At 67.1% G+C, this 23985-nt stretch carries 24 protein-coding genes and 1 riboswitch; of the genes, 14 read left to right on the plus strand and 10 right to left on the minus strand.

Features of this window, described 5'->3' with window-relative positions:
• Positions 1 to 174, plus strand: a 174-nt coding sequence (locus M2428_RS17855; protein WP_277527372.1) for an L-serine ammonia-lyase, iron-sulfur-dependent, subunit alpha, incomplete at its 5' end; no start/stop codon positions are given.
• 30 nt (positions 175 to 204) lie between these two features.
• On the opposite strand, the gene M2428_RS17860 is transcribed toward M2428_RS17855, so the two are convergent.
• Positions 205 to 771: a TspO/MBR family protein gene (locus M2428_RS17860; RefSeq protein WP_277527300.1), complete on the minus strand. Its 567-nt coding sequence runs from the start codon at positions 769 to 771 to the stop codon at positions 205 to 207.
• Positions 772 to 885: 114 nt separating this feature from the next.
• On the opposite strand from M2428_RS17860, the gene M2428_RS17865 reads away from it, so the two are divergent.
• Together M2428_RS17865 and M2428_RS17870 are read left to right on the plus strand one after the other, a co-directional pair.
• Positions 886 to 1959, plus strand: coding sequence for a peptidoglycan bridge formation glycyltransferase FemA/FemB family protein (locus tag M2428_RS17865; RefSeq protein ID WP_277527301.1), 1074 nt, complete (start codon positions 886 to 888; stop codon positions 1957 to 1959).
• A 60-nt stretch (positions 1960 to 2019) separates the two neighbouring features.
• On the plus strand, positions 2020 to 3516 hold the full coding sequence (locus tag M2428_RS17870) for a threonine/serine exporter family protein (protein ID WP_277527302.1): 1497 nt from the start codon (positions 2020 to 2022) through the stop codon (positions 3514 to 3516).
• Positions 3517 to 3698: 182 nt separating this feature from the next.
• Here the strand turns inward: M2428_RS17870 and M2428_RS17875 are convergent, their stop codons facing one another.
• Together M2428_RS17875 and M2428_RS17880 are read right to left on the minus strand one after the other, a co-directional pair.
• Positions 3699 to 4538, minus strand: a complete 840-nt coding sequence (locus M2428_RS17875; RefSeq protein ID WP_277527303.1) for a siderophore-interacting protein — start codon at positions 4536 to 4538, stop codon at positions 3699 to 3701.
• Between the two features lie 50 nt (positions 4539 to 4588).
• A complete protein-coding gene (locus M2428_RS17880; protein ID WP_277527304.1) occupies positions 4589 to 5386 on the minus strand; it encodes a uracil-DNA glycosylase in 798 nt (265 codons plus the stop codon).
• 209 nt (positions 5387 to 5595) lie between these two features.
• Between M2428_RS17880 and M2428_RS17885 the strand changes: the two genes are divergently transcribed.
• The 6 genes from M2428_RS17885 to M2428_RS17910 all read left to right on the plus strand — a co-directional run bounded on the left by M2428_RS17885 (position 5596) and on the right by M2428_RS17910 (position 11445).
• Positions 5596 to 5859: a DUF3263 domain-containing protein gene (locus M2428_RS17885; RefSeq protein ID WP_277527373.1), complete on the plus strand. Its 264-nt coding sequence runs from the start codon at positions 5596 to 5598 to the stop codon at positions 5857 to 5859.
• A 93-nt stretch (positions 5860 to 5952) separates the two neighbouring features.
• A complete protein-coding gene (locus tag M2428_RS17890; RefSeq protein ID WP_277527305.1) occupies positions 5953 to 6594 on the plus strand; it encodes a LytR C-terminal domain-containing protein in 642 nt (213 codons plus the stop codon).
• A 159-nt stretch (positions 6595 to 6753) separates the two neighbouring features.
• Positions 6754 to 6957 (plus strand): cold-shock protein, encoded by a 204-nt coding sequence (locus M2428_RS17895; RefSeq protein WP_277527306.1) that lies wholly within the window; start codon positions 6754 to 6756, stop codon positions 6955 to 6957.
• Between the two features lie 59 nt (positions 6958 to 7016).
• Complete coding sequence (locus M2428_RS17900) at positions 7017 to 8297, plus strand: ABC transporter substrate-binding protein (RefSeq protein ID WP_277527307.1); 1281 nt, start codon at positions 7017 to 7019, stop codon at positions 8295 to 8297.
• A 295-nt stretch (positions 8298 to 8592) separates the two neighbouring features.
• A complete protein-coding gene (gene groL / locus M2428_RS17905) occupies positions 8593 to 10230 on the plus strand; it encodes a chaperonin GroEL (protein ID WP_277527308.1) in 1638 nt (545 codons plus the stop codon).
• A gap of 144 nt (positions 10231 to 10374) precedes the next feature.
• Positions 10375 to 11445: an RNase H family protein gene (locus M2428_RS17910; protein ID WP_277527309.1), complete on the plus strand. Its 1071-nt coding sequence runs from the start codon at positions 10375 to 10377 to the stop codon at positions 11443 to 11445.
• Between the two features lie 13 nt (positions 11446 to 11458).
• On the opposite strand, the gene M2428_RS17915 is transcribed toward M2428_RS17910, so the two are convergent.
• From M2428_RS17915 to M2428_RS17940, 6 genes are all read right to left on the minus strand, one after another.
• The gene (locus tag M2428_RS17915; protein WP_277527310.1) at positions 11459 to 11746 is read right to left on the minus strand and encodes a WXG100 family type VII secretion target; all 288 of its coding nucleotides are present in this window, start codon (positions 11744 to 11746) and stop codon (positions 11459 to 11461) included.
• 182 nt (positions 11747 to 11928) lie between these two features.
• The gene (locus tag M2428_RS17920; RefSeq protein ID WP_277527311.1) at positions 11929 to 13395 is read right to left on the minus strand and encodes an ATP-binding protein; all 1467 of its coding nucleotides are present in this window, start codon (positions 13393 to 13395) and stop codon (positions 11929 to 11931) included.
• Positions 13396 to 13397: 2 nt separating this feature from the next.
• Positions 13398 to 14108 carry a response regulator transcription factor gene (locus M2428_RS17925; protein WP_277527312.1) on the minus strand — a complete coding sequence of 237 codons (711 nt, stop codon included), beginning with the start codon at positions 14106 to 14108 and terminating at the stop codon, positions 13398 to 13400.
• 101 nt (positions 14109 to 14209) lie between these two features.
• Positions 14210 to 15856, minus strand: a complete 1647-nt coding sequence (locus tag M2428_RS17930) for a DNA repair helicase XPB (protein ID WP_277527313.1) — start codon at positions 15854 to 15856, stop codon at positions 14210 to 14212.
• The gene (locus M2428_RS17935; RefSeq protein ID WP_277527314.1) at positions 15853 to 18348 is read right to left on the minus strand and encodes a helicase-associated domain-containing protein; all 2496 of its coding nucleotides are present in this window, start codon (positions 18346 to 18348) and stop codon (positions 15853 to 15855) included. Before M2428_RS17935 ends, M2428_RS17930 begins: the two co-directional genes overlap by 4 nt.
• A 10-nt stretch (positions 18349 to 18358) precedes the next feature.
• A complete protein-coding gene (locus tag M2428_RS17940; protein WP_277527315.1) occupies positions 18359 to 18592 on the minus strand; it encodes a hypothetical protein in 234 nt (77 codons plus the stop codon).
• 177 nt (positions 18593 to 18769) lie between these two features.
• Here M2428_RS17940 and M2428_RS17945 point away from each other — a divergent pair, with 177 nt between their 5' ends.
• The 3 genes from M2428_RS17945 (at position 18770) to M2428_RS17955 (ending at position 20505) form a co-directional block, all read left to right on the plus strand.
• Positions 18770 to 19153, plus strand: a complete 384-nt coding sequence (locus M2428_RS17945) for a cold shock domain-containing protein (RefSeq protein ID WP_090582694.1) — start codon at positions 18770 to 18772, stop codon at positions 19151 to 19153.
• A gap of 8 nt (positions 19154 to 19161) precedes the next feature.
• On the plus strand, positions 19162 to 19761 hold the full coding sequence (locus tag M2428_RS17950; protein WP_277527316.1) for a DUF3027 domain-containing protein: 600 nt from the start codon (positions 19162 to 19164) through the stop codon (positions 19759 to 19761).
• Positions 19762 to 19824: 63 nt separating this feature from the next.
• On the plus strand, positions 19825 to 20505 hold the full coding sequence (locus M2428_RS17955; RefSeq protein WP_277527374.1) for an MFS transporter: 681 nt from the start codon (positions 19825 to 19827) through the stop codon (positions 20503 to 20505).
• 65 nt (positions 20506 to 20570) lie between these two features.
• On the opposite strand, the gene serC is transcribed toward M2428_RS17955, so the two are convergent.
• Complete coding sequence (serC, locus tag M2428_RS17960) at positions 20571 to 21698, minus strand: phosphoserine transaminase (RefSeq protein WP_277527317.1); 1128 nt, start codon at positions 21696 to 21698, stop codon at positions 20571 to 20573.
• 346 nt (positions 21699 to 22044) lie between these two features.
• Here serC and M2428_RS17965 point away from each other — a divergent pair, with 346 nt between their 5' ends.
• Positions 22045 to 22740, plus strand: coding sequence for a metal-dependent transcriptional regulator (locus tag M2428_RS17965; protein WP_277527318.1), 696 nt, complete (start codon positions 22045 to 22047; stop codon positions 22738 to 22740).
• Between the two features lie 150 nt (positions 22741 to 22890).
• Positions 22891 to 23103, plus strand: a riboswitch (cyclic di-AMP (ydaO/yuaA leader).
• Positions 23104 to 23107: 4 nt separating this feature from the next.
• Positions 23108 to 23929, plus strand: a complete 822-nt coding sequence (locus M2428_RS17970; protein ID WP_277527319.1) for a M23 family metallopeptidase — start codon at positions 23108 to 23110, stop codon at positions 23927 to 23929.
• Positions 23930 to 23985: the final 56 nt, after the last annotated feature.

The raw sequence follows: 23985 nt of genomic DNA on the forward strand, positions 1-23985 counted from the left end.
ATCGCCGCCGCGAAGGCCATCAACGCCGCCAAGATGGCGCTCTGGGGCGACGGCACCCACCGGGTCTCCCTGGACGAGGTCATCGTGACCATGCGCGAAACCGGCAAGGACATGAGCTCCAAATACAAGGAAACCGCGATGGGCGGCCTCGCCGTCAACGTCGTGGAGTGCTAGGGAGCTGACTGAGGCTGGCCGGCAAGTGCCCTAGTTGTGCAGCGCCGCCCACAGGTTCAGCGAGGATGCGAACACGATCCAGGACAGGTAGGGCAGCATCAGCAGTCCTGCCGTCCGGCTGATCGGACCGAAAAGCACCACCGTCACGGCCATGGCCACAGCCAATGCCACGATGATCCCGAACGCGATCCACAGCGCCGGCGTCCCGAGCACCGGGTACAGGGCAAAGAAGACCGGGGTCCAGAGCAGGTTCAGCACCAGCTGCACGCCGTAGGCCGTCAGGGCCTTCTTGGATCCCTCGCCGTGGCTGCGCCAGACCAGCCACGCCGCGACTGCCATGGCGGCGTACAGGACCGTCCAGACCGCCCCGAAGACCCAGTTGGGTGGGGACCAGGGTGCTGTGTCGGCCGTAGCGTACCAGCCGTTGACGTGGTTTGCCGTGGCCAGGCCGCCGAGGGCCGCGACCAGCGCCGACGCGCCGAGGAACAGGAGCAGCGCGATCACCTGGGAGCCGCTGCCGGCGCCGCTTCCGACGCCCTTAGAGTGGCCGCCGGGCGCCCCGGGCCGGCCATCCAGCGGTTGTTGCTGAGCCTGCATGAGACCAGCGTAACCGCCCTGCCGGGACTGGCGGCAGGGTACAGACCGATAGACTTGGGGCTGCATGTCAGCATGCCGCCGAAGCTCGTACCGCAATGATTGGATACCGCACCCTTGCGTGAATTCACTGCCCGCTTTGCCTCTGCCGAGGAGATTGCCAGCTGGGATGCCCTCGTCACCGCGAACCCCAATGGCGGCAATCTCCTGCAATCGGAAGCGTTCGCCGAGGTCAAGCAGCACTTTGGTTGGAGGCCCCTGCACCTTGTCTATGAATCGGCCGATTACACGAGCTACAACCTGGTCCTCGAGAAGTCGTTTCCGCTTCTGGGCAAGCTCTGGTACCTGATCAAGGGACCCGATGTGGCGTCCGTCGAGGACATCCCGGGAATCGCCGCAGCAAACGCGGACTTCGTCAAAAGGGCCAGGCTGGGCGTTTTCGCGATCAAGATCGAGCCGGACATCGTTCTCTCGGACGACGCCGTCCAGATCCTCGAAGGGGCGGCCCTGGTCAAGACCCACAACCTGCAGCCCAACGACTCCACGGCGCTGCTCGATATTGCGCCCGAGGAAAACCAGCTGCTGCGCAATCTCCACTCCCGGGGCCGTAACGCCGTGCGCCGCGCCATCCGTGAGGGCGTGGAGGTCCACAACGTCGAGCCCACGGAAGAGAACTTCCGGGCCATGTATGCCCTGATGACCAACACGGTCGAAGCCAAATCCCAGGTCCGGGTGCGCGAGTACGAGTACTACCGCCAGTTCTGGACCAACTTCCTGGCCCGTGACCAGGGCAGGCTGCTCTTCGTGTACGAAAACGGCGTGCCCTCGGTTGGCGCGTTCGTGATCAACTACGGCCGCAAGGGAACCTACAAGGACGGCGGCTCCCTGCAGAAGCGCGGCCAGTACGGCGACTCGCACCTCGTGCAGTGGACCGCGATCAACCAGGTCAAGGAACTCGGCTGCACCGAATACGACTTCTGCGGCACCCCGCCGAGCGACAAGCTCAAGGACACATCGAACCCGTTCCATGGGCTGGGCCTATTCAAGACCAGCTTCAGCAAGACCGTGACCGACTTCGTCGGCTGCTACGACCAGGTCCTGAGCCCGCTGAAGTACAAAGCCTGGATGACGGCGGGGGAGCGCGTGGCACGCCAGCTCTACACCCGGCGCACGGGCAAACAGTTCTACTGACCTGTCGAGAAGGACAGGCAAGGACATGCAAGGACAGTCAAGGACAGTGAGGAGGCCGGAATGAACAACGGAATCGACGGCCACCGCAGGCCGCCCACGGACGGCCTGCCCCGGACGCAGCCGATGTCGGCCATGCAGGTGCGCCAGAACGCCGCGGCCAAGCGGATGCTGCGCCGCCTGGTCCAGGGCGAAAACCCGCCGACTGCGCCGATGTCCATCGTGGACCGGCTCGCCGGCAGCCCCTACGCCAACCCGATGATCCAGGTCGGCGGGGTGGATGCCGCAGCCCGCAAGACCATCGATTTCGCCCTGAAACTGGCCGAATCCATGTTCCGGTACGGGGCAGGCGCCCTCGAAGTTGAGACCAGCATCATCGCGATCACCGCCGCGCTGGGGCTCAAGAACATCGAAGTGGACATCACCAACCAGTCGGTGGCCATCAACTATGCCCCGAGGGACCAGACGCCCATCTCACTGCTGCGCGTCGTACGGTCCTGGACCAACAACTACGCGGGCCTCTCGCAAGTGCACCAGCTGGTCACGGACATTGTGGCAGGCGGCGTCGGCCGCGAGGAAGCCGCGCGCCGGCTCGATGACATTACCCGCAGCCCCAAGCCGTTCCCGCGGTGGATGGTCACGGTGGCCTTCGGCGTGTTCTCTGCCGTCTTCGTCGGCGTCCTTGGCGGCGGGCCGGGCGCCTCAATTGTCGCGTTCCTCTCCAACCTGCTGGTCAGCCTGCTGGCCCGCCAGCTGGGCCGCTGGCGTACGCCGGACTTCTTCATCACGGCCTCGTGTTCGTTTCTTGTGACTATCGTCGCCCTGCTGTTGTGGCGCTTTGGCACCCCGTTGGGGGTGCAGATTGCCCCCGAGATCGTGGTGGTCGGTGGGATCTTGCTGCTCCTGCCGACAGGACGCCTGGTGTCCTCGGTGCAGGATGCGATCAACGGCTTCCCGGTCACGGCCGCGGGCCGGTTCCTGTCCACCATGCTGACTTTCGGGGCGCTGGTGGCCGGCATTGCCGTCGGGTTTGTCGTGGGAGACATGACCGGCATGGACCCAATAGACGTGACCAAAACATTCCCGCCCAAGTATGACTTGTGGGTGCTCATCATTTTGATCGCCATTGCAGTGCTGATGATCGGCATAACCGAACAGACCAGCTGGAAGCTTCTGCTGCCGACGGCGGCCGTGGGCGTGGTCGGTTATCTGGTTCTGATCGGGGGTGACTCGCTGGGCATCGGGTCCCGTTTCGCCCCGGCCCTCGCGGCTGTGGTGATCGGCCTCCTGGCCCGCGTGGTGGCCCTCCGGATGGGCGCTCCCCAGCTGGTCGTGGCCGTCCCCGCAGCCCTGATCCTGCTCCCGGGGCTCACTATATTCCGGTCCATGTATGTATTGACCATCGAGGAAACGGAGATTCTCATGGGGGCCGGCGGGATGCTCAACGCCGGCGCGATCGTGCTCGGAGTCGCTGCCGGCATCGTGCTCGGTGACACCCTGGCGCGGCCCCTGACGCGGAGCCTGGCGAGCAACGAGCGGCGCAGGGCCCGCCGCCGCTAGCTCCTGAGAGGACAGCCCCTCTGGCTACCCGAGGCGCCGGGTTTCCCCACTTTTGCGGGGACACGACGGCGTCTCAGCCCGCCGCGCCGGCGTGTCCCGGCGTCGTGGTGGCAAAGATGGGGAAACTCCGCAGCGCCACCCGCCCGTAAGCCCGGGTGGACCCGTCGGTAGATCTTGCGCTTCTAGATCTGGCCTATCGGCAGCTTCTTCTCCGCCTGGAAATCGTCCTCCACGCGGCCCTTGGCCCAGTAGCCCGACAGGGAAACCTGCGCCCGCTCCAGCCCGCGCTGCACATAGAAAACCTCCCGCAGGTCCTTCATGTAGCCCCGCTCGCCGTGGGCAAAGACCTGCACCCGTCCCTCAGGCCACTCGGCATCGCGCACGGCCGTGACCAGCAGTTCGCTCTCTCCGGCGGGGACGCCGCCGCGCAGCAGCCAGCGCAGTTCGACGCCGGCCGGTCCGGCGATGGCCTGGATGTCGGCGTCGCTGTCCACTTCGAGCAGGGCCAGGCCGCGGGCATCCTCCGGCAGGGATTCGATCGCGGCGCCGATGGCCGGCAGGGCGGATTCATCACCGGCAAACACGTACCAGTCCGCCGCCGGATCCGGGTTGTACCCGCCGCCCGGGCCCGTAAAAGTCAGGCGATCGCCGGGCTGGGCCGAGGCCGCCCAGGGGCCAGCGAGGCCCTCGTCGCCGTGGATCACGAAATCGATGGCCAATTCCTGCGCCGCCTCGTCCACCCAGCGGACCGTGTAGGTCCTGGTATGCGGCCACTGAGCGCGCGGCATGGCTTCGCGGATGGCCCACAGGTCCAGCGGTTGCGGGTATTGGATGCCTGGTTGGGGAAAGGCGATCTTGACGTACCGGTCCACATAGTCGTTGTTGACGTACCCGGCGAAGCCAGGACCGCCTGCGATGATCCGGACCATGTGCGGGGAGAGTTGTTCTCTGCGCAGGACCGTCAGGTCGGTCTGGGGACGCGAGTTCCGGGTTGCGGTAGTGGCGGCGGGGAGGGAGGTCATGAGGTAAGCCTAACGAAGAACCCTGGCCGGGAGCTCCGGACGAATGCCTGTTACGGCAGCGGCGGCAGTTCCCAGTCGACCGTCCCGTTGCCCTGTTCCTGCAGCAGGGCGTTGGCCCGGCTGAAGGGCCGGGACCCGAAGAATCCGCGCGAGGCCGAGAGTGGGCTGGGGTGGGCGCTGGCGATCACCGCAGCGGACCCCAGCAGCGGCCGCACGGACTCGGCATCCTTCCCCCACAGGATCACCACAAGGGGAGCATGGCCCGTGCCGGAGGCGGACGGGCGGTCCGCGACTGCCCGGATGGCCGTCGCCGTGACGGACTCCCAGCCCTTGTTCCGGTGCGAGCCCGCCGCGCCGGCCCGGACACTGAGCACCCTGTTCAGCAGCAATACGCCCTGTTCCGCCCAGCGGCTAAGGTCCCCATGGACACGCGGCGGGACGCCGAGATCGGCCTGAAGTTCCTTGTAGATGTTTGCCAGGCTGCGGGGGATCGGCCGGGTGGCGCCGTCCACGGCGAAGGACAGCCCCACGGCGTGCCCCGGCGTCGGATAGGGGTCCTGGCCCACCACCAGCACCCGGACACCGGCCAGCGGCTGGCGGAAGGCCCGCAGCAGGTTTGGCGGCGCCGGCAGCACGCCATGCCCGGCGGCCGCTTCGCCGGCGAGGAAGGTGAGCGCCTCCCGCAGCTGCGCCTCCACCGGCGCCAGCGCTTCCGCCCAGTCCGGAGCGACCAGCTCGCTCAGCGGCCGGCGCGCCAGGTCCGCGAAGCTGAGGTCGTCGGCGGCTACGGGTTCCAGCTCGAACAAGGCGTCGGAATCTGACTCGGAGTGAAGTTCGGAATTGGACACAGCCCCCATTCTTCCGCAGACGGCGTCCGCTCCGGCACCCCGCCAAATGACAACCCCGTCATTCGGCCGTAGCATGGGACTGACTTTTACCGGATCCAGCCAGTTTTTTCGGAATCAACCAGGAGTGTGTCGTGGCCGAAACAGCGCAAGAGCACGTGCTCGCGGAGGATTCCGCAGGGTTCCCCGCTGCCGGTGCGGACCTCGGCGGGGTGTCCGCGGAGTCTCCGCTCAGCGCCCGCGACCAGCAGATGCTGGCTCTGGAGCGGCAGTGGTGGAAGTACGCGGGGGCCAAGGAACAAGCCATCCGCGAGCTTTTCGATCTGTCCGCCACGCACTACTACCAGATCCTCAATGCCCTCATCGATACCGAGGAAGCCCTGGCCCACGATCCCATGCTGGTCAAGAGATTGCGTAGACTACGTACATCACGCCAACGTGCCCGCACTGCCCGTCGTCTGGGAACAGATTCGTAAAGTCGCGTCACGAGCAGTCGGATGCGCACGTCCTGTTGCGTCCGTTCCGGCCTCGGGCACCCCGTATGAAATCAGCAAGGACGTCGTTTTACCATGACCAAATACGCTCGGGATGAATTTGATCGGGTCCCGGAGACCTCTACCCGGCAGGGTGTCCACCGGGCCGTCGCCGGATCGCGCCGCCGGAGCCTGACGCCCATCTTGGCGGCTGGCTTCGTAGCGCTGGCCATTGGCCTGGTGGCTTTCCTGATCCTGCCGAAGCTTGGATTCTCCGGAGGCCAGGCCGCGGCCGTGACAGCCGGTGACAGCGCGTCCGCATCCGCCGGCAGTAGCGCGTCCGCATCGAGCTCCGCGAGCCCCAGCCCCACGCAGACGAGCCCGGGGCCGATTGGCACGGAACCCGCTGCCGCACCGCCGTCGGCAACGCCCTCAGCAACGCCCAGCGCCACAGCCGCCGGTGTGGACAAGACGCAGCCGGTGACGATCTACAACGGGACCACGACCGCTGGCCTCGCCACCCGCGTCGGCGGCACCGTCAGCTCCGCCGGCTGGACCGTGGACCAGACAGGGAACTGGGGCGGTGTCCCGCAGCAGACGTCAGTGATTTTCTACAGCGGCGTGGAACAGAAGGGCAACGCCGAGGCGCTCGGAACGCTCCTGGGCATCGACACCCTCGTGGACTCCACCGAGTTCAACTTGCCCCTTGTCGTTGTGCTGGGACCCGGCTTCCAGTAGTCAATTCCGGTTACGCCTCAATAACTATTCGACGGCGGACCTGCCCGCCGTCGGCGTTCTTGAGGGACGCTGTGGGTACAGTATCTGCGGATTTCTCTTCGCAGTCCGCGGCGCACATCGAGGTGGGCCGCACGCAAGCTAGCTGAAAGTGTGGACGCCATGGCACTGGGAACCGTCAAATGGTTCAACGCCGAAAAGGGCTACGGCTTCATCGCCGTGGACGGTTCCGAGAACGACGTCTTCGTGCACTGGTCCGCGATCGTCGGGGAAGGCTACCGCGCCCTGGACGAGGGCCAGCGGGTGGAGCTGGAAGTCGGCGAGGGCGAAAAGGGCCCGCAGGCTGAAAGCGTCCGGCCCACCTAGTGGCACTTGCTTTCGTCAAGAACGCCCCGCGGGACGCGGCAGGTCGCCCAGGAAGAACTTTGCCGCTGCGCCGCGCCCTGGCGGCGGGCACACTCGCGGCCGTGACCCTGACGGGCTGCCTGGGACCCGCTGGTAGCGCCCGCGTGGCCAGCGCCGACGCCAGCGGTGACGGCACCCTGCGCATCGGCCTGATCCTGGACAACACGGGGCGGCAGAACTTCCTCAACGCCCCACAGCTCGCGGCCGCCCAACTCGCCGTCAAGGAGATCAACGCGGCCGGTGGCCACAAAGGCAAGCCGGTGGAACTCCTGCCGGAAAACATCAGCACTGACACCGCTGCGCAGGCGAAGGCGTTGGTTGCCGCCAAGGCCGACGTCGTGATCGGTCCGACCGATTCCAGCCGCGCCCCTGCCGCGATCGACGTGCTGGCCAACGCCAAGGTAGCCGTCATCTCGCCGGCCAACTCTGCCAGCGGGCTCAGCAACTACAAGAGCAGCGGCTACTATTTCCGCACCTCGGCGGCCGACGTCGCCCAGGCGTCCGTCCTCGCCAAGCTGGCTCAAGACGGCGGCGCCAAGACCCTGGCCGTGCTGCACGAGGAAGGCGGCTACGGCAAGGATGTAGCCTCCGCCGTCGCCGGTGCGGCGAAACAGTCCGGGCTGGAAGTCGTGGCGGACGCGGAGTTCACTCCCGGCCAGGCACAGCAGGCTGCCGCCACCGCGAAGGCCGCAAACCCCGACGCCGTGGTCCTGGTCTCGCGCGACGGCGCGCAGGGTGCCACCGCCGAACTGAACAACGCCGGCCTGGCCGGCAAAAAACTTGTCCTCAGCGACGCGGCAGTCAGCCGGTATGGCTCCGGCGTGGGCACGCGGGCGCTCGAGGGCGCACGCGGGGTCCTGCCCGGCGTGTTCCCCTCCGCCACCTTCCAGAAGGACCTTGTTGCCGTTGACCCCGGCCTGAAGGACATGGTGTTTGCCGCCGAGACGTACGACGCCGTCATCCTCGCCGCCATCGCGGCCGCCGCGGCAGAAGACGACGCCGGAACCTCCATTGCGGCATCCCTCGTCGGGGTTTCCGGCGGAACTGCGGCAGCAGGCGGAAATGCCGCGGGCGGCGGCCAGCCCGCTGGCCAGCCGCCGAGTGAGTCGTGCACGAGCTACCAGGACTGCGTGGACGTGCTCCATGCGGGCAAGCGCCCTGACTATGACGGCCAGTCCGGACGGATCAACTTTGATTCTCACGGGGACATCACCGAAGCGAACTACATGGTCTACACCTACGGCGAGGACAACCTGCCCACAATGACCGGCACGGAGAGCGCCAGCAGCAGCGGCGGCTGATCGCTCCTAGCGTATTGTGCCCGCGTGGCGGGCGGTTCGGGCCGGGCACTGCTTGCACTCTCCCCGGGGGAGTGCTAATTATTGATTTAGCACTCCAGCGCACTGACTGCTAACACGACGCCCGGTCCGCCCGGCCGCGAAGTGGGGCAGCCGGTCCAGGAGTTAAAGGAACACCTTGCTGGGGTGAGATCCCGGACCCGGCGGCATACAGAGGCCGCGGGGTTGGGATCGTCCGTCGCGGGCACCACAGCGAAGGTTCATTCTTAACGACTGTCCCGAAAGGACTACTGCCGTTATGGCCAAGATCATTGCATTTGATGAAGAGGCACGCCGCGGTCTTGAGCGGGGCCTGAACATCCTCGCCGACGCCGTCAAGGTCACCCTCGGCCCGCGGGGACGCAACGTCGTCCTCGAAAAGAAGTGGGGCGCCCCCACGATCACCAACGATGGTGTTTCCATCGCCAAGGAGATCGAGCTGGACGACCCTTACGAGAAGATCGGCGCCGAGCTGGTCAAGGAAGTTGCCAAGAAGACGGATGACGTCGCAGGCGACGGCACCACCACGGCAACTGTGCTCGCACAGGCCCTGGTCAAGGAAGGCCTGCGCAACGTCGCGGCCGGCGCTGACCCGCTGTCCCTCAAGCGCGGCATCGAGAAGGCTGTTGACGCCGTGACCGTCGAGCTCCTGGCCTCCGCCAAGGAAATCGAGACCAAGGAAGAGATCGCCGCCACCGCGTCCATCTCCGCTGGCGACAACGAGATCGGCGCCCTGATCGCCGAAGCCCTCGACAAGGTCGGCAAGGAAGGCGTCATCACGGTCGAGGAGTCGAACACGTTCGGCCTCGAGCTGGAGCTGACCGAAGGCATGCGCTTCGACAAGGGCTACATCTCCGCCTACTTCGTCACCGACGCCGAGCGCCAGGAAACGGTCCTTGAGGATCCGTACATCCTGATCGTCAACTCCAAGATCTCCAACGTCAAGGAACTGGTCGCTGTCCTCGAAAAGGTCATGCAGTCCAACAAGCCGCTGCTGATCATTGCCGAAGACATCGAGGGCGAGGCCCTGGCCACCCTGATCGTCAACAAGATCCGCGGCACCTTCAAGTCCGTCGCCGTCAAGGCTCCGGGCTTCGGCGACCGCCGCAAGGCGCAGCTGGCCGACATCGCCATCCTCACCGGTGGCCAGGTCATCTCCGAGGAAGTCGGCCTCAAGCTTGAGACCGCCGGACTCGAACTCCTTGGCAAGGCCCGCAAGGTTGTTGTCACCAAGGACGAGACCACGATCGTCGAGGGTGCCGGCGACGCCGACCAGATCGCCGGCCGCGTGTCCCAGATCCGCGCCGAGATCGAGAACTCGGATTCCGACTACGACCGCGAGAAGCTGCAGGAGCGCCTGGCCAAACTGGCCGGCGGCGTTGCAGTCATCAAGGCCGGTGCCGCAACCGAGGTCGAGCTCAAGGAACGCAAGCACCGCATTGAGGACGCTGTCCGCAACGCCAAGGCTGCTGTCGAAGAGGGCATCGTCGCCGGCGGTGGCGTTGCCCTGATCCAGGCCGGCGCCAAGGCGTTCGCGAACCTGCAGCTCTCCGGCGACGAGGCAACGGGCGCGAACATCGTCCGCGTTGCCATCGACGCCCCGCTGAAGCAGATCGCCTTCAACGCAGGCCTCGAGCCCGGCGTCGTAGTGGACAAGGTCCGCGGCCTGCCCGCAGGCCACGGCCTCAACGCAGCCACTGGCGAGTACGTCGACCTGCTGGCCGCTGGCATCAACGACCCGGTCAAGGTCACCCGCTCTGCCCTGCAGAACGCGGCTTCCATCGCCGGCCTGTTCCTCACCACCGAGGCCGTTGTAGCCGACAAGCCCGAGAAGGCTGGCGCCCAGATGGGCGGCGGCGACGACATGGGCGGCATGGGCGGCATGGGCGGTTTCTAACCACCCGCGCTAGCCTCCACCGGCTGTTCGACGACGGCGGTCCCACCTTCGGGTGGGGCCGCCGTTGGCGTTAACGCAGTCCACGCCCAACAGGCTCCTTCCGTTGTTGTGCTGGGTGTCGGCAGGGTCTGGCAGGATAGGTCAGTGACGATTACAGCAGCGGCCGACGGTTCGGCCCTAGGAAATCCCGGCCCGGCCGGCTGGGCCTGGTACGTGAATGACGACTGCTGGCGGGCCGGTGGATGGCCCCACGGCACGAACAACCAGGGCGAATTGATGGCGGTGCTGGACCTTTTCCGGGCGACGGCGCACGTGCCCGGGGAGGACCTGCTGATCCTCTGTGACAGCCAGTACGTCATCAACGCGGTGACCAAGTGGATGCCAGGCTGGAAGCGCAAGGGCTGGCGCAAGGCCGACGGCAAGCCGGTGCTGAACGTGGACCTCCTCAAGGAAATCGACCAGGCGCTCGTGGGCCGCAAGTACACCTTCGAGTGGGTGCGGGGGCATGCTGGGCACGAGCTCAACGAAGCGGCCGACGTCCGTGCCCGGGCAGCGGCCACGGCGTACCAGCAGGGCGTGGCGGTCCGGCAGGGCCCCGGGTTCGAGACGCCCGAGGGCCAGCAGCCGGAGGGCCAGACCGAGCAGGGCCAGACACGGCAGAGCGAGACGCGGCTGGCAGGCCAGGCCGGTTCCGCGATGCCGCAGGCCGCCCAGCAGACGGCCCCAAGGACCGCTCCACCTCAGGCCGCAACCCGGGCGCAGCCAGCCCCGGCGCCTTCCGGCCAGCAGGAACTCTTTGGCGCACCAGGGGCCTACGACGAACCGGACCTCTTCAGCGAACTCGAAGAGGAACCGACAGTGACCTTGGCGGAGACCAGCCCCGAAGCCGTCGTCGAGTCCCTCGAGCGGGAACTGCTCCGCCCGGAAACCCGGGCGGACCTGGGCCGCACAGGCGTCCTGCTCCATCCGGACTTCACCGAGATCGGCAGCTCCGGCCGGCTCTGGACCCGTGACGCCATGATGATGTCGCTTGAGGACAACCCGGGCGGACCCGTAGAGCTGGAGCTTCTGGGCGCGGACCGGCTGGGCGAGAAGACTATGCTCCTGACCTACCGCAGTCACACCCGCGAGGGATCAGCCCTGCGCAGCTCCCTATGGGTCCTTGAAGGCGCGCAATGGCGGCTGCGCTTTCACCAGGGCACACCCGAGGCCTGACGCCCCGTGAGGCTCACGTGAACCGCTGCGCATTGCCCAGTTCCGCCTGCGCATAGGTGGCGGCGGCGGAATTCAGCGCGAGGTTTATGGACGCCAGGGAAGCCTCGACCCTGCCCTGGGTCAGCGTCCACTCGGCGACCAGGGTGTGGAAGTTTGTCGCCGCGGAGCCGCGCCAGCTGCCCTGGAGTTCGTCCAACCCTCGTTTCATGGCTTGGACGTCGGCGCTGATCCGCTCCACCGTGGCCTGCACGTTGGCGGACTTTAGCTGGAGGAGCTCCGTATCGACGGAAATGATGCTCATGGGAATGCCTCTCGAAATGTTCGGGAGGCAGCCGCAGCCCGGCGGAGCACGGTAATCGTCAGCGGGGGTCTGTGATGGGAGTCTGCGGTGAAGGCATGTGGGGGAGCGGCTGCCTCGTCCGGATCTTCCGGACACCTCGAGCGTAGGCGGGCAGCGCACCGGCCGGACACCGCCGCCGGCTCCTATGTGGACAAATCAGCTGTGGACAGTTCCGTGGCGTTTTCGTCCAGGAACGGGATGCTGACCACCAGCGTGGCACCGCCCCCGTCAGTCTCACCGACCCGCACGGACCCGGAATGCGAGCTGACGATGGCGGCCACGATCGCCAGGCCAAGTCCGCTGCCGCCGGTCTCCCTGGTCCGGGAGGTGTCCGCCCGGTAGAAGCGCTCAAAAATTCGGGCCGCTTCGTCATCCGGGACGCCCGGTCCGTGGTCCCGGACCTCGATCACGGACTGCCGTGCTCCGTCCGGTGCAGTCCGGGTCCCGACGCCAATTTCGATCGGAGTGCCCTCCGGCGTGTAGCGCAGGGCATTGCCGACCAGGTTGCTGACCACCTGACGCAGCTTGGCTTCGTCCCCCAGCACCGGGGCGGGCGCGGGGGCCGCGCCGTCGAGCCCGGTGAGGGTGATGGTGCGGCTGCGGTCGCTCGCCTGGGTGTCCACCACGGCGTCGTTGGCCAGCAGCAGCAGATCCGCGGGTTTCTGTTGCAGCGGGCGCTGCTCATCGATCCTGGCCAGCAGCAGCAGGTCTTCCACCATGGCTCCCATGCGCTTGGCTTCGCTTTCGATCCGCCCCATCGCCGTGGCCACGTCCTCCGGGGTGGACAGCGCCCCGTGCCGATACAGCTCGGAGAACCCGCGAATGGTCACCAGCGGGGTGCGCAGCTCGTGCGAGGCATCGGCGGCGAAGCGACGCATCCGTTCCTCGGACGCCATCCGGGCGGCGAACGCTGTCTCAATGTGCGCGAGCATGGCATTGAGCGAACTGCCCAGCCTCCCCACTTCGGTGTTGGGGTTTTCGATTTCCACGCGTCTGGAGAGGTCTCCGGCGGCGATCGCGGCGGCCGTCTTCTCCACCCGGGCCAGCGGCCGGAAGGACCGCGAGACGGTCCACGTGGCGATGAAGAACGCCAGCACGAGCGTCAGCAGGCCCACCCCCACCACCACCAGGGCGGCATGTTCCATGACGGAATCGACGGGGTCCAGCGGCAGCCCGATGACAACCACCGCGCTGCGCTGGTTGTTGTCCACGACGCTTAGGGCCACGACCCTCCAGTTGCCGCCCTCGGTCCCGCGGACCTGGAAGGGTACCTGCTGGCGTTCCCGGGCCTCGACCGTGGAAAAGGTGCTGATGGCGGGGTGGGAGTCCTTGTCGCCGCCGAATGGAATGGGCGGCAGGCCGGGGCTGAGGAGCATCAGCGAGTAGTCGGTGGGAACGGTGGAGCTGGCCTCCTGCAGCTGGGTGAAGGATTTCTCCAGCCGCACGGAGTCGACGGCGGCCCGGAGTTTGTCATCCACTTGTCCCTGCAGGAAGCTGTGGAGCAGCGTCAGCGTGCCCGCACCAGTGGCCGTGAGGGCCACCAGCATCAGCGCCATCATGATGGCCACGAGCTGCGACCGCAGCGAGGCCGATTTCCAGCGGTGCAGCAAGGTCAGCGCTTCTCGGCGGTCCGCAGAACGTAGCCGACGCCGCGCTTGGTCTGGATCAGTGCCGGGGCATCGGGATCGATATCCACCTTGCGGCGCAGATAGGAGATGTAGGACTCCACGATGGAGGCATCGCCGTTGAAGTCGTACTCCCACACATGGTCGAGGATCTGGGCCTTGGACAGGACCCGGTTCGGGTTGAGCATGAGGTAGCGCAGGAGCTTGAACTCGGTGGGGGACAGCTCGATCACGGTGCCGCCGCGGCGGACCTCGTGGGCGTCGTCGTCGAGCTGAAGGTCATCGACCCGGATCACGGCGTCGTCCTCGCCCTGGGGCTGCGTGCGCCGTAGCACCGCGCGGATGCGGGCCACCACCTCGTCGAGGCTGAAGGGTTTGGTGACGTAATCGTCCCCGCCCACGGTCAGGCCCGTGACCTTGTCCTCGGTGTCGTCCTTGGCCGTGAGGAACAGGACGGGGAAGTGTTTGCCGGCGGCGCGCAGGCGGCGGGTGACGGTGAAGCCGTCCATGTCCGGCAGCATGACGTCCAGCACTGCCAGATCGGGGGCGTGCAGTTCCGCGGCGGCAAGGGCTTCGCGCCCGCTGCCGGCCGAGACAACTTCAAAACCAGCGAAGCGCAGGGACGTTGATAGCAGCTCGCGGATGTTGGGTTCATCATCGACGACGAGCAGCTTGGCTTCGGGTCCGTTCTTTTTCATGTTCCCATGATGCTCCCAGACTCTGGGAGTTTTCTGAACGTCGGATGGGTGTTGCATGGGCCGTGTCTGTTGCGGGCGCACCGGGGCACGGCACCTTCTGCCTAGCCGGCGGTGCCGACATCCTTGGCGTCCATGATCCGGTAGGCGTAGCCCTGCTCGGCGAGGAAACGCTGTCGCTTCGCGGCGAAGTCCTGGTCCAGGGTGTCCCGGGCCACCAGCGAGTAGAACCGGGCGGAGCGGCCGTCCTTCTTCGGACGCAGCAGCCGGCCAAGGCGCTGGGCCTCCTCCTGGCGGGAACCGAACGAACCGGAGACCTGGATCGCCACCGACGCCTCGGGCAGATCGATGGAGAAGTTGGCCACCTTGGACACCACCAGCGTCTGCACCTCGCCCGCGCGGAAGGCGTCGAAGAGCCTCTGGCGTTCCTTGACCGACGTGTCGCCCTTGATGACCGGCGCGTTGAGGCGCTCGCCGATCTCGTCGAGCTGGTCGATGTACTGCCCGATCACCAGGAGTTGCTCGCCGGCGTGTTCGGCGACCAGTTCTTCCACCACCCGGGTCTTCGTCTCGGAGGTGGCGCACAGGCGGTATTTGTCGGCGTCCTCGGCCATGGCATAGGCCACCCGTTCGTCGCGGGGCAGGTCCACCCGGACCTCCACGCAATCAGCGGGGGCGATGTAGCCCTGGGTTTCGATGTCCTTCCACGGCGCGTCGTAGCGCTTCGGGCCGATCAGGCTGAAGACCTCGCCCTCCCGTCCGTCCTCCCGCACCAACGTGGCCGTAAGTCCCAGCCGGCGCCGGGCCTGCAGGTCCGCCGTCATCCGGAAGATCGGCGCCGGCAGCAAGTGGACCTCGTCGTAGATGATCAGGCCCCAGTCGTTGCCGTCCACGAGCTCCAGGTGCGGGTACAGGCCGCCGCGCTTCGTGGTCAGGACCTGGTAGGTGGCGATCGTGACCGGACGGACTTCCTTGACGGAGCCGGAGTACTCGCCGATCTCCTCCTCGGTCAGTGACGTGCGCTTGATGAGCTCGTCCTTCCACTGCCGCGCGGCGACGGTGTTGGTCACCAGGATCAGCGTGGTGGTGGAGCTTGTGGCCATGGCGGCCGCCCCGACCAGCGTTTTACCGGCGCCGCAGGGAAGGACGACGACGCCGCTGCCGCCGGCCCAGAAGTTCTCCGCGGCCAGTTGCTGGTAGGGCCGCAGCTTCCAGCCGGATTCGTTGAGCATGATGGGGTGCGGCGTGCCGTCCACGTAACCGGCCAGGTCCTCGGCCGGCCAGCCAATCTTGAGCAGTAGCTGCTTGAGCTGGCCGCGCTGGGAGGAATGCACCACCACCGTCTCGCCGTCGATCCGCGGCCCGAGCAGCGGGGCGATCTTCTTGGCGCGGCTGACTTCTTCCAGCACCGGGTAGTCGGACGTGCGCATGACCAGCCCGTGCTGCGGGTCCTTTTCCAGCCGAAGCCGGCCGTACCGGGACATGGTTTCTTCGACGTCGATCAGCAGGGAGTGCGGCACGGGGAACCGGGAGTACGTGAGCAGGGTGTCCAGTACCTTTTCGGCGTCCAGCCCGGCCGCCCGGGCGTTCCACAGCCCCAGTGGCGTCAACCGGTAGCTGTGCACATGCTCCGGGGCCCGTTCCAGCTCGGCGAAGGCCGCGATGGCGTGCCGGGCCTCGGTTGCGAGTTCGTGGTCGACCTCCAGCAGGATGGTCTTGTCACTCTGGACGATCAGGGGCCCGTCATTCACTGGAACAATTCCTCTGTAGCTTCGACGTCGATAATCCGGTGGATGGACAGGACCCGCTCGATCTCCTTGACCGGATCGAACACCCGCACCCGCCCGCCATTCACAGCTACCGGAACAACCGTCTCGCGGCTGGCATTCCCCATGCTGTCCACGACGTTCATGACCACCCGCTGCCGGAGGCGGATCGCTTTCAGGAGGGTCTCCAGCCCCAGCTGGGTCGCTTCCTCGCTGCCCGGGGCAGCCGCCGGCGAGTGAGCCCCGGAGCCAGGTGCCCGGGACCCGTCACCGCGCAGCACGGCCAGCTGGGCGTCGATGTCGGCCTCCGGCGGAGCGGTCCGCGGGGCGGTGTAGACAGGCCGGCCGCTGCCTGCACCCGGGGTGCTGCGCCGCAGCCGGACGACGGCGGGTGCTGCTTCCTCCAGGACGGGGGCGAGGCCCAGGCCCCTGAGGATCTGGGCGGCTTCCCGGAATGCGGCGTGTGAGACGACCACGGTGGGTGCGATGCGCACCAGCCCGAGGGCGGCGGCGGCCGGGGCGTTGAGCAGTTCCAGCAGGGCAGTCTCGTCCTCGCATTGGATAAAGCTGGCGGCCGCCCCCACGCGGAGCCGGGAGTGGCGCGCGGCGGTGTCTTCAATGAGGTACTGGAGTGGCTGCGGGACGGCGGTGGCCGAATGCCGGCGCAGGAAGTCCAGGATCGCCGCGGCGTCCTGGCCGGCGTCGAGGGCCCGGCGGACGGAGGCGACGGAGAAACGGTAGATGGTTGCCGGTCCCTGCCCTTCGGCCGCGGCCATGGTCAGGAGCCGTTCGCTCAGTTCGGGGTCGAGGTAGCCCGGCGCCACCGCCGTCAGGTCCGCCTGCAGCAAGACATGCTGCAGGGCTGCCGGCAGGTGCTCACCCAGGATCCCCAACGCCTCATCCGGCTGTTCGGCGGCGATCGCGGCACCCAGTTGGCTGAGCGCCCCGGAACCGATCAGGCCCAGCATCTCGGCTTCTGTGAGGATGCCGCGGATCAGCGAGCTGAAACGCCGGGCCATCCGGGGCTGCGTCCACTCGGCTCGCTCCAGCACAGCTGCGGCATTGAGAACGGGGGCCTGCCCGTCGGGTGCCGCGGCTTCGAGAGTGAGTTCATGCAGGATTTCCAGGACCCGTTTGCGGACCACCGGCGCGTCAGGCCGCTGCGCCTCGGCGGAGAGCGCATTGATGGTGGTCCCGGCCGCGCCCCGGTGGCCTGCCAAGCCCGGGACAGCAGCACTCACGGGCTGGCCCACGAGGGACGGCGCGCGTTCGCTGGCCAGCCAGGCATTGACCAGCCACAGCCATTGTTCCTGCCGCGGCAACGCCAGCCACTCCAGCTGCTGCGGCTGCACCCATGCAGAACTGTCGACGTCCAGCCGCAGCAGGCCGCCCATTGCGCAGAACTCCGCCAGAACGCCGGCCGCGTGCACGTCGATCCGGAGGGAATCTGCCAGCCGCTTCATCTCCCGGACCCCGACGCCCCCGCTGCGCAGCGTCGCCAGGGGCTGTTCGCGCACGGCATAGAGCACTTCGCCCACGAGCCGCAGCGTCTCGGCAATAGCGCCCAACGCGGCGTTCCGGCGCAGCCCTGCGCTCGTGTGGCCAAGGTGGGGGAGGGGCGGCACCAGGGAAAATCTCTCGATGACGAACCCGCCGCGCAGCGACACTCCGACGCTATGGGGAAGTTCGACGTGTGCGGCGTCCAGCGGCACCAGCAGCCCCCGGGCCAGCAGCCAGTCCACAGGGCCGACGTCGGAGCTTTCGTGGAGCACAGAAGCCCGGCGCTGCGCCTGTGGGACGGCGCCCATGGCCCAGTTTCCGAACCGCGCCAGCAGGGCGGCCGTCCGATCCGGCGCGGTGGTCAGGATTTGCTGGAGCGATTCCGGTGTTGCCGTCCAGTGCTGCAGCGACAGAGCCGCTTCCATCGGCGTCGTGGCGGGGGAGATGGACGCCCCGCCGCGGTGCAGTTCCCCCACCAGCTGCACCACGCGCTGCGCAAACGCCGGCTGGAGCCGCACGAGTTCGGTGTAGCTGCGCCCCAGCCCCGCAGGGTAGATGCCGATCACATCCTTGAGGCTGCCCACCGGAAGGTAGTGGCGCTGCTTGGCGGCGGCGGGAGCGGCGCCGTGCGGCGGATCGGCGCGGTGGACCAAGGCCAGTTCCTGCAGGGAGTGGAGCAGCCGGTCGATGGCGGCAGCCGAGGAGCCGCTGATCAGTTTCTTCAGCATCGCCGCCGAGGCGCTGTGCCCGGTATCGGAGTTGGTGCACAGGTGCAGGGTCTCCAGGACCTGCATCTGCGGACGGTTGAGCCGCTCGAGCGCCCGCTGGACGCTGACTCGTCCGCTGGCACGGGCGGCGAGGGCGGCGAAGTCCGGGACGCCGGGAGAAATCAGGTCCGGCCGCGCGGAGAACAGGGCCCGCAACGATTCGTCGCTTCGTGCCTGAAGTTCCTTGCTCAGCGCGCGGATGAGGGACATCGCTCCAACGTTACCTTTCGCCGGGCCTTTGCGGGCGGCGCCGTGCTGCCACCGCGTCCACAACGAGCGCCAGCATGAGCAGGAATGCCACCGGGAGCCCGTAGAGGGCCGCTGAGGTAATCCAGGCGGGCGCCACGACATTGTTCAACGCCATGGCCATGACAGCGCCGACGGCAACGAGGGACAGCACAGCAAGCGTGGCCGCGATGATCATCAGAGGCCGCCGGTATCGCATGAGTGTCATGTGGGCAACGCTAACAGTCCGGCATCGCCCGCGCCTCAAGCCGCTATATTGAACCAGGCAGGATAACCTTGGAGATACAGACCAACACGGTCCGGGCAGTCATACCCTGAACCCGCGTATCCATGCGGATGCGGTGACCGCCGGCCGTGTACCCGCAGAACGAAGAAGGTTGATTACGTGCCTACCGGCAAGGTCAAGTGGTATGACAAGGAAAAAGGCTTCGGATTCCTCGCGGGCGAGGACGGCCAGGAAGTCTTCCTGCCCAAGTCCGCGCTGCCCGAGGGCGTCACGGAACTCAAGGCCGGAACGCGCGTTGAATTTGGCGTAGCCGACGGCCGCAAGGGTGCCCAGGCGCTCGGCCTGCGCGTGCTGGACAAGACGCCGTCCATCGCCAAGGCAAAGCGGCCCAGTGCCAGGGACCTTGCCCCGCTGGTGCAGGACCTCGTCAGCGTGCTGGACAACTTGTCCGGAACCCTGTCCGCGGGCAAGTACCCGGAAGGCAACAAGGGCAAGGCGATCGCAGCGGCCCTCCGTAAGGTTGCCGACGAGCTGGATGTATAAGGCTCTTGATGACTCAGGAACCTGATCAGTTGCCGGCGCCGGATGCCGGATCCACCCTGCCCGCCGAATCCAAGGGAACCGGCTCAAAGCAGGGAACCCGCCCGCGCGCCGGCGTGCCCGTCTGGCGCACCGGCAAGCCTGACGCCTTCCTGGCCGCCGCCGTCGACGTCGCCCGCACCGCGGTGGAAAGCATTGCCCCCGCAGAGCAGATCGGCGAGCACATCGGCGCCCGCAGCGAAGGCGACCGCCTGGTGACCCACCTCTTCGAATCCAGGCTGCCCGGGTATCTGGGCTGGCAGTGGTACGCCGTGCTGACCCGCAACTCGCGGTCCAAGGTGGTCACGGTGGACGAACTCGGCCTCCTGCCGTCCGAAGACTCCATCCTGGCACCGGCCTGGATTCCGTGGGCTGAGCGGGTCCGCCCGGAAGACGCGCAAGCTGACGAGGCCGCCGACGAGGCGTCCGGGTCCGAAACGCCGGCGCAGGCGTCCGACGCCGACTCACAGAACGGAGCCGAGACCGACGACGCGGAGGCCGACGACGAGACCGACGACGACGAGACCGACGACGACGGCGAGGGGGAACCCTCCGCGGACGAGGCCGACTAGCGGTTGACAGCGTCCGGGAGCGTGTCTGGGGAGGGCTGGGGCTGATGTCCACGTTTCAAGTCCCTGCACATCCTGAACTACCGCATCTGGTTCCTCGGTGCGCTCATCTCCAACATTGGCACCTGGATGCAGCGCACCGCCCAGGACTGGCTGGTGTTCGCCCACCTGACGGCGCACGATGCCGGGGCGGTCGGGATCACCATGGCCCTGCAGCTGGGCCCGCAGCTGTTCCTGGCGCCCGTGGCCGGGCTTCTCGCCGATCGCTTCAACCGTAAGCGGCTCCTGGTGCTGACCCAGTCCGCCATGGCGCTGCTGAGCGCCGGGCTGGGCATCCTGGTGGTCTCGGGCGCAGCCCAACTCTGGCACGTCTACGCTTTTGCCCTCATGCTCGGGGTGGTCTCCGCCCTGGACGCACAGACCACCACGGACCCCGTTATGCGGGGCCGGGTGATGGCGCTCTACATGGCAATTTTCATGGGCGGAACCCCCATTGGGGCGCCGCTGGTCGGCTGGGTGGCGAACACCGCCGGCCCCCGCTGGTCCATGGCGGTTGCGGCGGGCGCCGGCCTGCTGGCGGCCCTGATCGGGCTGATGTGGATCATCCGGGCCAGGCATCTGCGGCTCCACTTCAACCGCCGCGCACACGGGCTGCGGTACTTCCGCGTCGAAAGCGGGACCGGCGCCGCCAGCCCGGGTTCCCAGCAAGCCGAGCCGCAGGGTGCGCAGCCGGCCGGACCTGCCTGAAACGTCGGCGGCGCCGCCACGGCCTGCGTTCTGATAGGCCGTGAGGACGCCGCCGGGCGCTGAGGCTACTTCTTCAGTTCCGCCACGACGAATTCGATGCACTCGAGCAGTGCCGAGACATCGTCCGGCTCGATCGCCACGAAGGTTGCGATGCGCAGCTGGTTGCGGCCCAGCTTGCGGTACGGCTCGGTGTCGACGACGCCGTTGGCGCGCAGCACCTTGGCGATGGCCGAGGCGTCGATCGATTCGTCGAAGTCGATCGTGGCGATCACGTTGGAACGGTCCTCGGCCTTGGCCACGAACGGCGTGGCGTAGCCGGATGCCTCGGCCCAGCGGTAGATGCGGCCGGCGGAATCCGCGGTCCGGCCGGCTGCGAATTCCAGGCCGCCGTTGGCATTGAGCCACTGCACCTGGGCATCCAGGGTCACCAGGGTGGCCAGTGCGGGGGTGTTGTAGGTCTGGTTCAGCCGGGAGTTGTCGATCGCCGTCTGGAGATCCAGGAAGTCGGGGATCCAGCGGTTGCCGGCCTTGATCCGGGCCGCCCGCTCAAGCGCCGCGGGGGAGAACAGGCCAAGCCACAGGCCGCCGTCGGATGCGAAGTTCTTCTGCGGCGCAAAGTAGTACACGTCCGACTCCGCCACGTCCACGTCCAGCCCGCCCGCGGCCGAGGTCGCGTCCACCAGCACCAGCGAGCCCTCGTCGGCGCCTGCCACGCGCTGGACGGGGGCGGCCACGCCGGTTGAAGTTTCGTTCTGCGGCCACGCATAGACGTCGACGTCGGCCTCCGCCCGGGCGGAGGGGCGGGTGCCGGGTTCGGCCTTGATGATGGAGGACTCGGCCAGGAATGGCGCCTTATTGGTGGCCGAGGCAAATTTCGAGCCGAACTCGCCAAAGGACAGGTGCTGCGCCTTGTTCTCCACGAGTCCGAAGCTGGCAATGTCCCAGAACGCGGTGGATCCGCCCACGCCGAGTACCACTTCATAGCCTTCGGGCGCGCGGAAGAATTCGCTGAGGCCGCTGCGTACCGAGCCGACCAGGTTCTTCACCGGTGCCTGGCGGTGCGAGGTCCCCAGCAGCTTCGCCGATGCGGCGAGGGCGTCCATCTGTTCCGGTCGGACCTTGGACGGACCGGCGCCGAACCGTCCGTCCTTGGGCAGGAGGTTGGTGGGGATCGTGATGCTGGTGTCGCTCACAGTGGCTCCAATATTCGGCTGGTTCGTAGCGTGGCTGGGAGGTGGCCTGGCAGGGATGGCTACAACGGACACCCCTTTTCATTCTGCCTGTTTTATTCTGCCTGACAGCCCCCGGCGATACGGAAAAAGCCCTGTCACAGTCCGGTCATTGAGACGCCCGGGAACGGCCGGACTGCAGCGCCGGGAGGGCAGTCCCAGGCCGACCGAAAAATTATCCGGAGTAATTCAAAATAGGCTAGGCTGGCATGCGAACGTACGGCGGTTCTCGCCAGGGCGCATCCTGCATGCAGCCCGCACGCGGTACGGTGGGAATGACGCTAGGACTGCGCTCGAGGAGCTGAGCTGAATGACGGATCTGATCGATACCACGGAGATGTATCTTCGGACCATTCTGGAACTTGAAGAAGAAAACATCGTTGCCCTCCGCGCCCGCATCGCCGAACGGCTCCGCCACTCCGGCCCCACTGTTTCCCAGACCATCGGCCGCATGGAACGTGACGGGCTTGTGGTTGTTTCGGGCGACCGGCATCTTGAACTGACCGAAACGGGGCGGAAACGTGCAATCGGCGTCATGCGCAAGCACCGCCTCGCGGAACGCCTGCTCGCGGACGTGATCGGACTCGACTGGGCCTACGTCCATGAGGAAGCGTGCCGCTGGGAGCATGTCATGAGCGAACGTGTCGAGCGCAGAATCTTCGAGATGCTTAACCATCCGACAGTTTCGCCCTACGGAAACCCCATTCCGGGGCTTGCGGATCTTGGCGGCGTGCCCAATGGTGCCCCCGCGGACAGGGCCGTGAATCTGCTGGAGGCCATGGCCGGCTACGGTGCTGGTTCGCGGATCACGGTCAACCGGCTCGCTGAACCGATCCAAGTGGAGCCGGAGCTTCTCACCCAGCTCGACGAGGGGGGAATCCGCCCCGGTGCCCTTCTCTCGCTGGAGCGGGTGGGGGAGTACATCTCGGTCCGCGTCCCCGATATCGAGGGCGCCCTGGAGCTGCCGCCCGAGGTTGCAGCGCATGTCTTCGTAACAGTCGCCTGACCAGCCACAACGCACCGGTCATGGGACGACCCATCAGTTCTGCACAGTTGCGATCACGGATTTATTACCGGGCGGCTTAATCGCCTATAGTTAGTGGCCACTACCGATACCAAAGCGTTACCTGATCCGAAGCCGAGCCCTGCCAGCGGATCAGTCGCGGAACCACCTCCTGGCAGGGGCGGGGGAACCACTTTTGGTTGCTACTTCAGCAGCCTTGGGGTGAAGTCCGTCAGCGGCAAGCAGCTTCCACGAAGGATCCCCCGGGATGCCCCTGTGCCTGGCTGCTTGCAACGGCGGACCGGGTCTTTGATCTCTCTGACCCGAATCCGACAGCTAACTTCGCAGGCTATCCAGAGAGGAACCGTTCTTGACCACCCAGACCGCCAGGGGCCGTCGCCGCGCGACCGGTCCCGCTCCGGAGCCGCGTCCCGCCGTCGCGCATATGGCCGAACGCCCGCGCGACGCGCACCGCGATGAACGGCGTCGCCGGCGCAGTCCGTTCCGCCAGGTAACGGAGTTTGCCTCGGCCAGCGGGGTCGGCCAGAAGGCCGGGATCGCCCTGGCCGCAACGGGTCTGGTTCTTACCGTGACGGTCCCCGTCACGAGCCCGGTGATGGCCTCCAACGCCGGCGGATCCGGCGCTCTGTCCGCTGCCGTGCAGCCAGATGTCACGGCCGCCGCGGCCGCAAAGGTCGACTTCAGCCGCACCGCCGTCACCACCAAGGGCGATCCGGATGGGAAGCTCAAGCAGCTGCTCAGCGCCCAGTCTGTGGGCAGTATCACTCGCGCGGCTTCGGCAGGCACCCTTGGCGCGCCGCTGGATCATCTGGTCACGGCTTCGCCCTACGGCTACCGTGTCAGCCCGATCACTGGGGGCGCGGGGGAGTTCCACCGCGGCCAGGATTTCGCTGCCCAGTGCGGCACGGCGGTCCATGCAGCTGCCAGCGGCACCGTGACCTTCAACGGGTGGCATCCGTTCGGCGGTGGAAACCGGGTAGTCATTGACCACGGTAACGGCCTGGAGACGACGTACAACCACCTGTCCTCGGCCTCGGTCAAGGTTGGTCAGAAGGTATCGCGCGGTGACGTCATCGCGATGAGCGGGACCACCGGCGCGTCCACGGGCTGCCACCTCCACTTTGAAGTGATGGTCAACGGCGACGTCGTTGACCCCCTCGGCTGGCTCTAAATAGACGATGGGCCGCTCTCAAGTGCTTGTGACACGCCGTGATCTGAATGTGACAT

Origin of the sequence: Arthrobacter sp. ES3-54 (assembly GCF_029504395.1) — a bacterium.
Classification (GTDB): Bacteria; Actinomycetota; Actinomycetes; order Actinomycetales; family Micrococcaceae; genus Arthrobacter.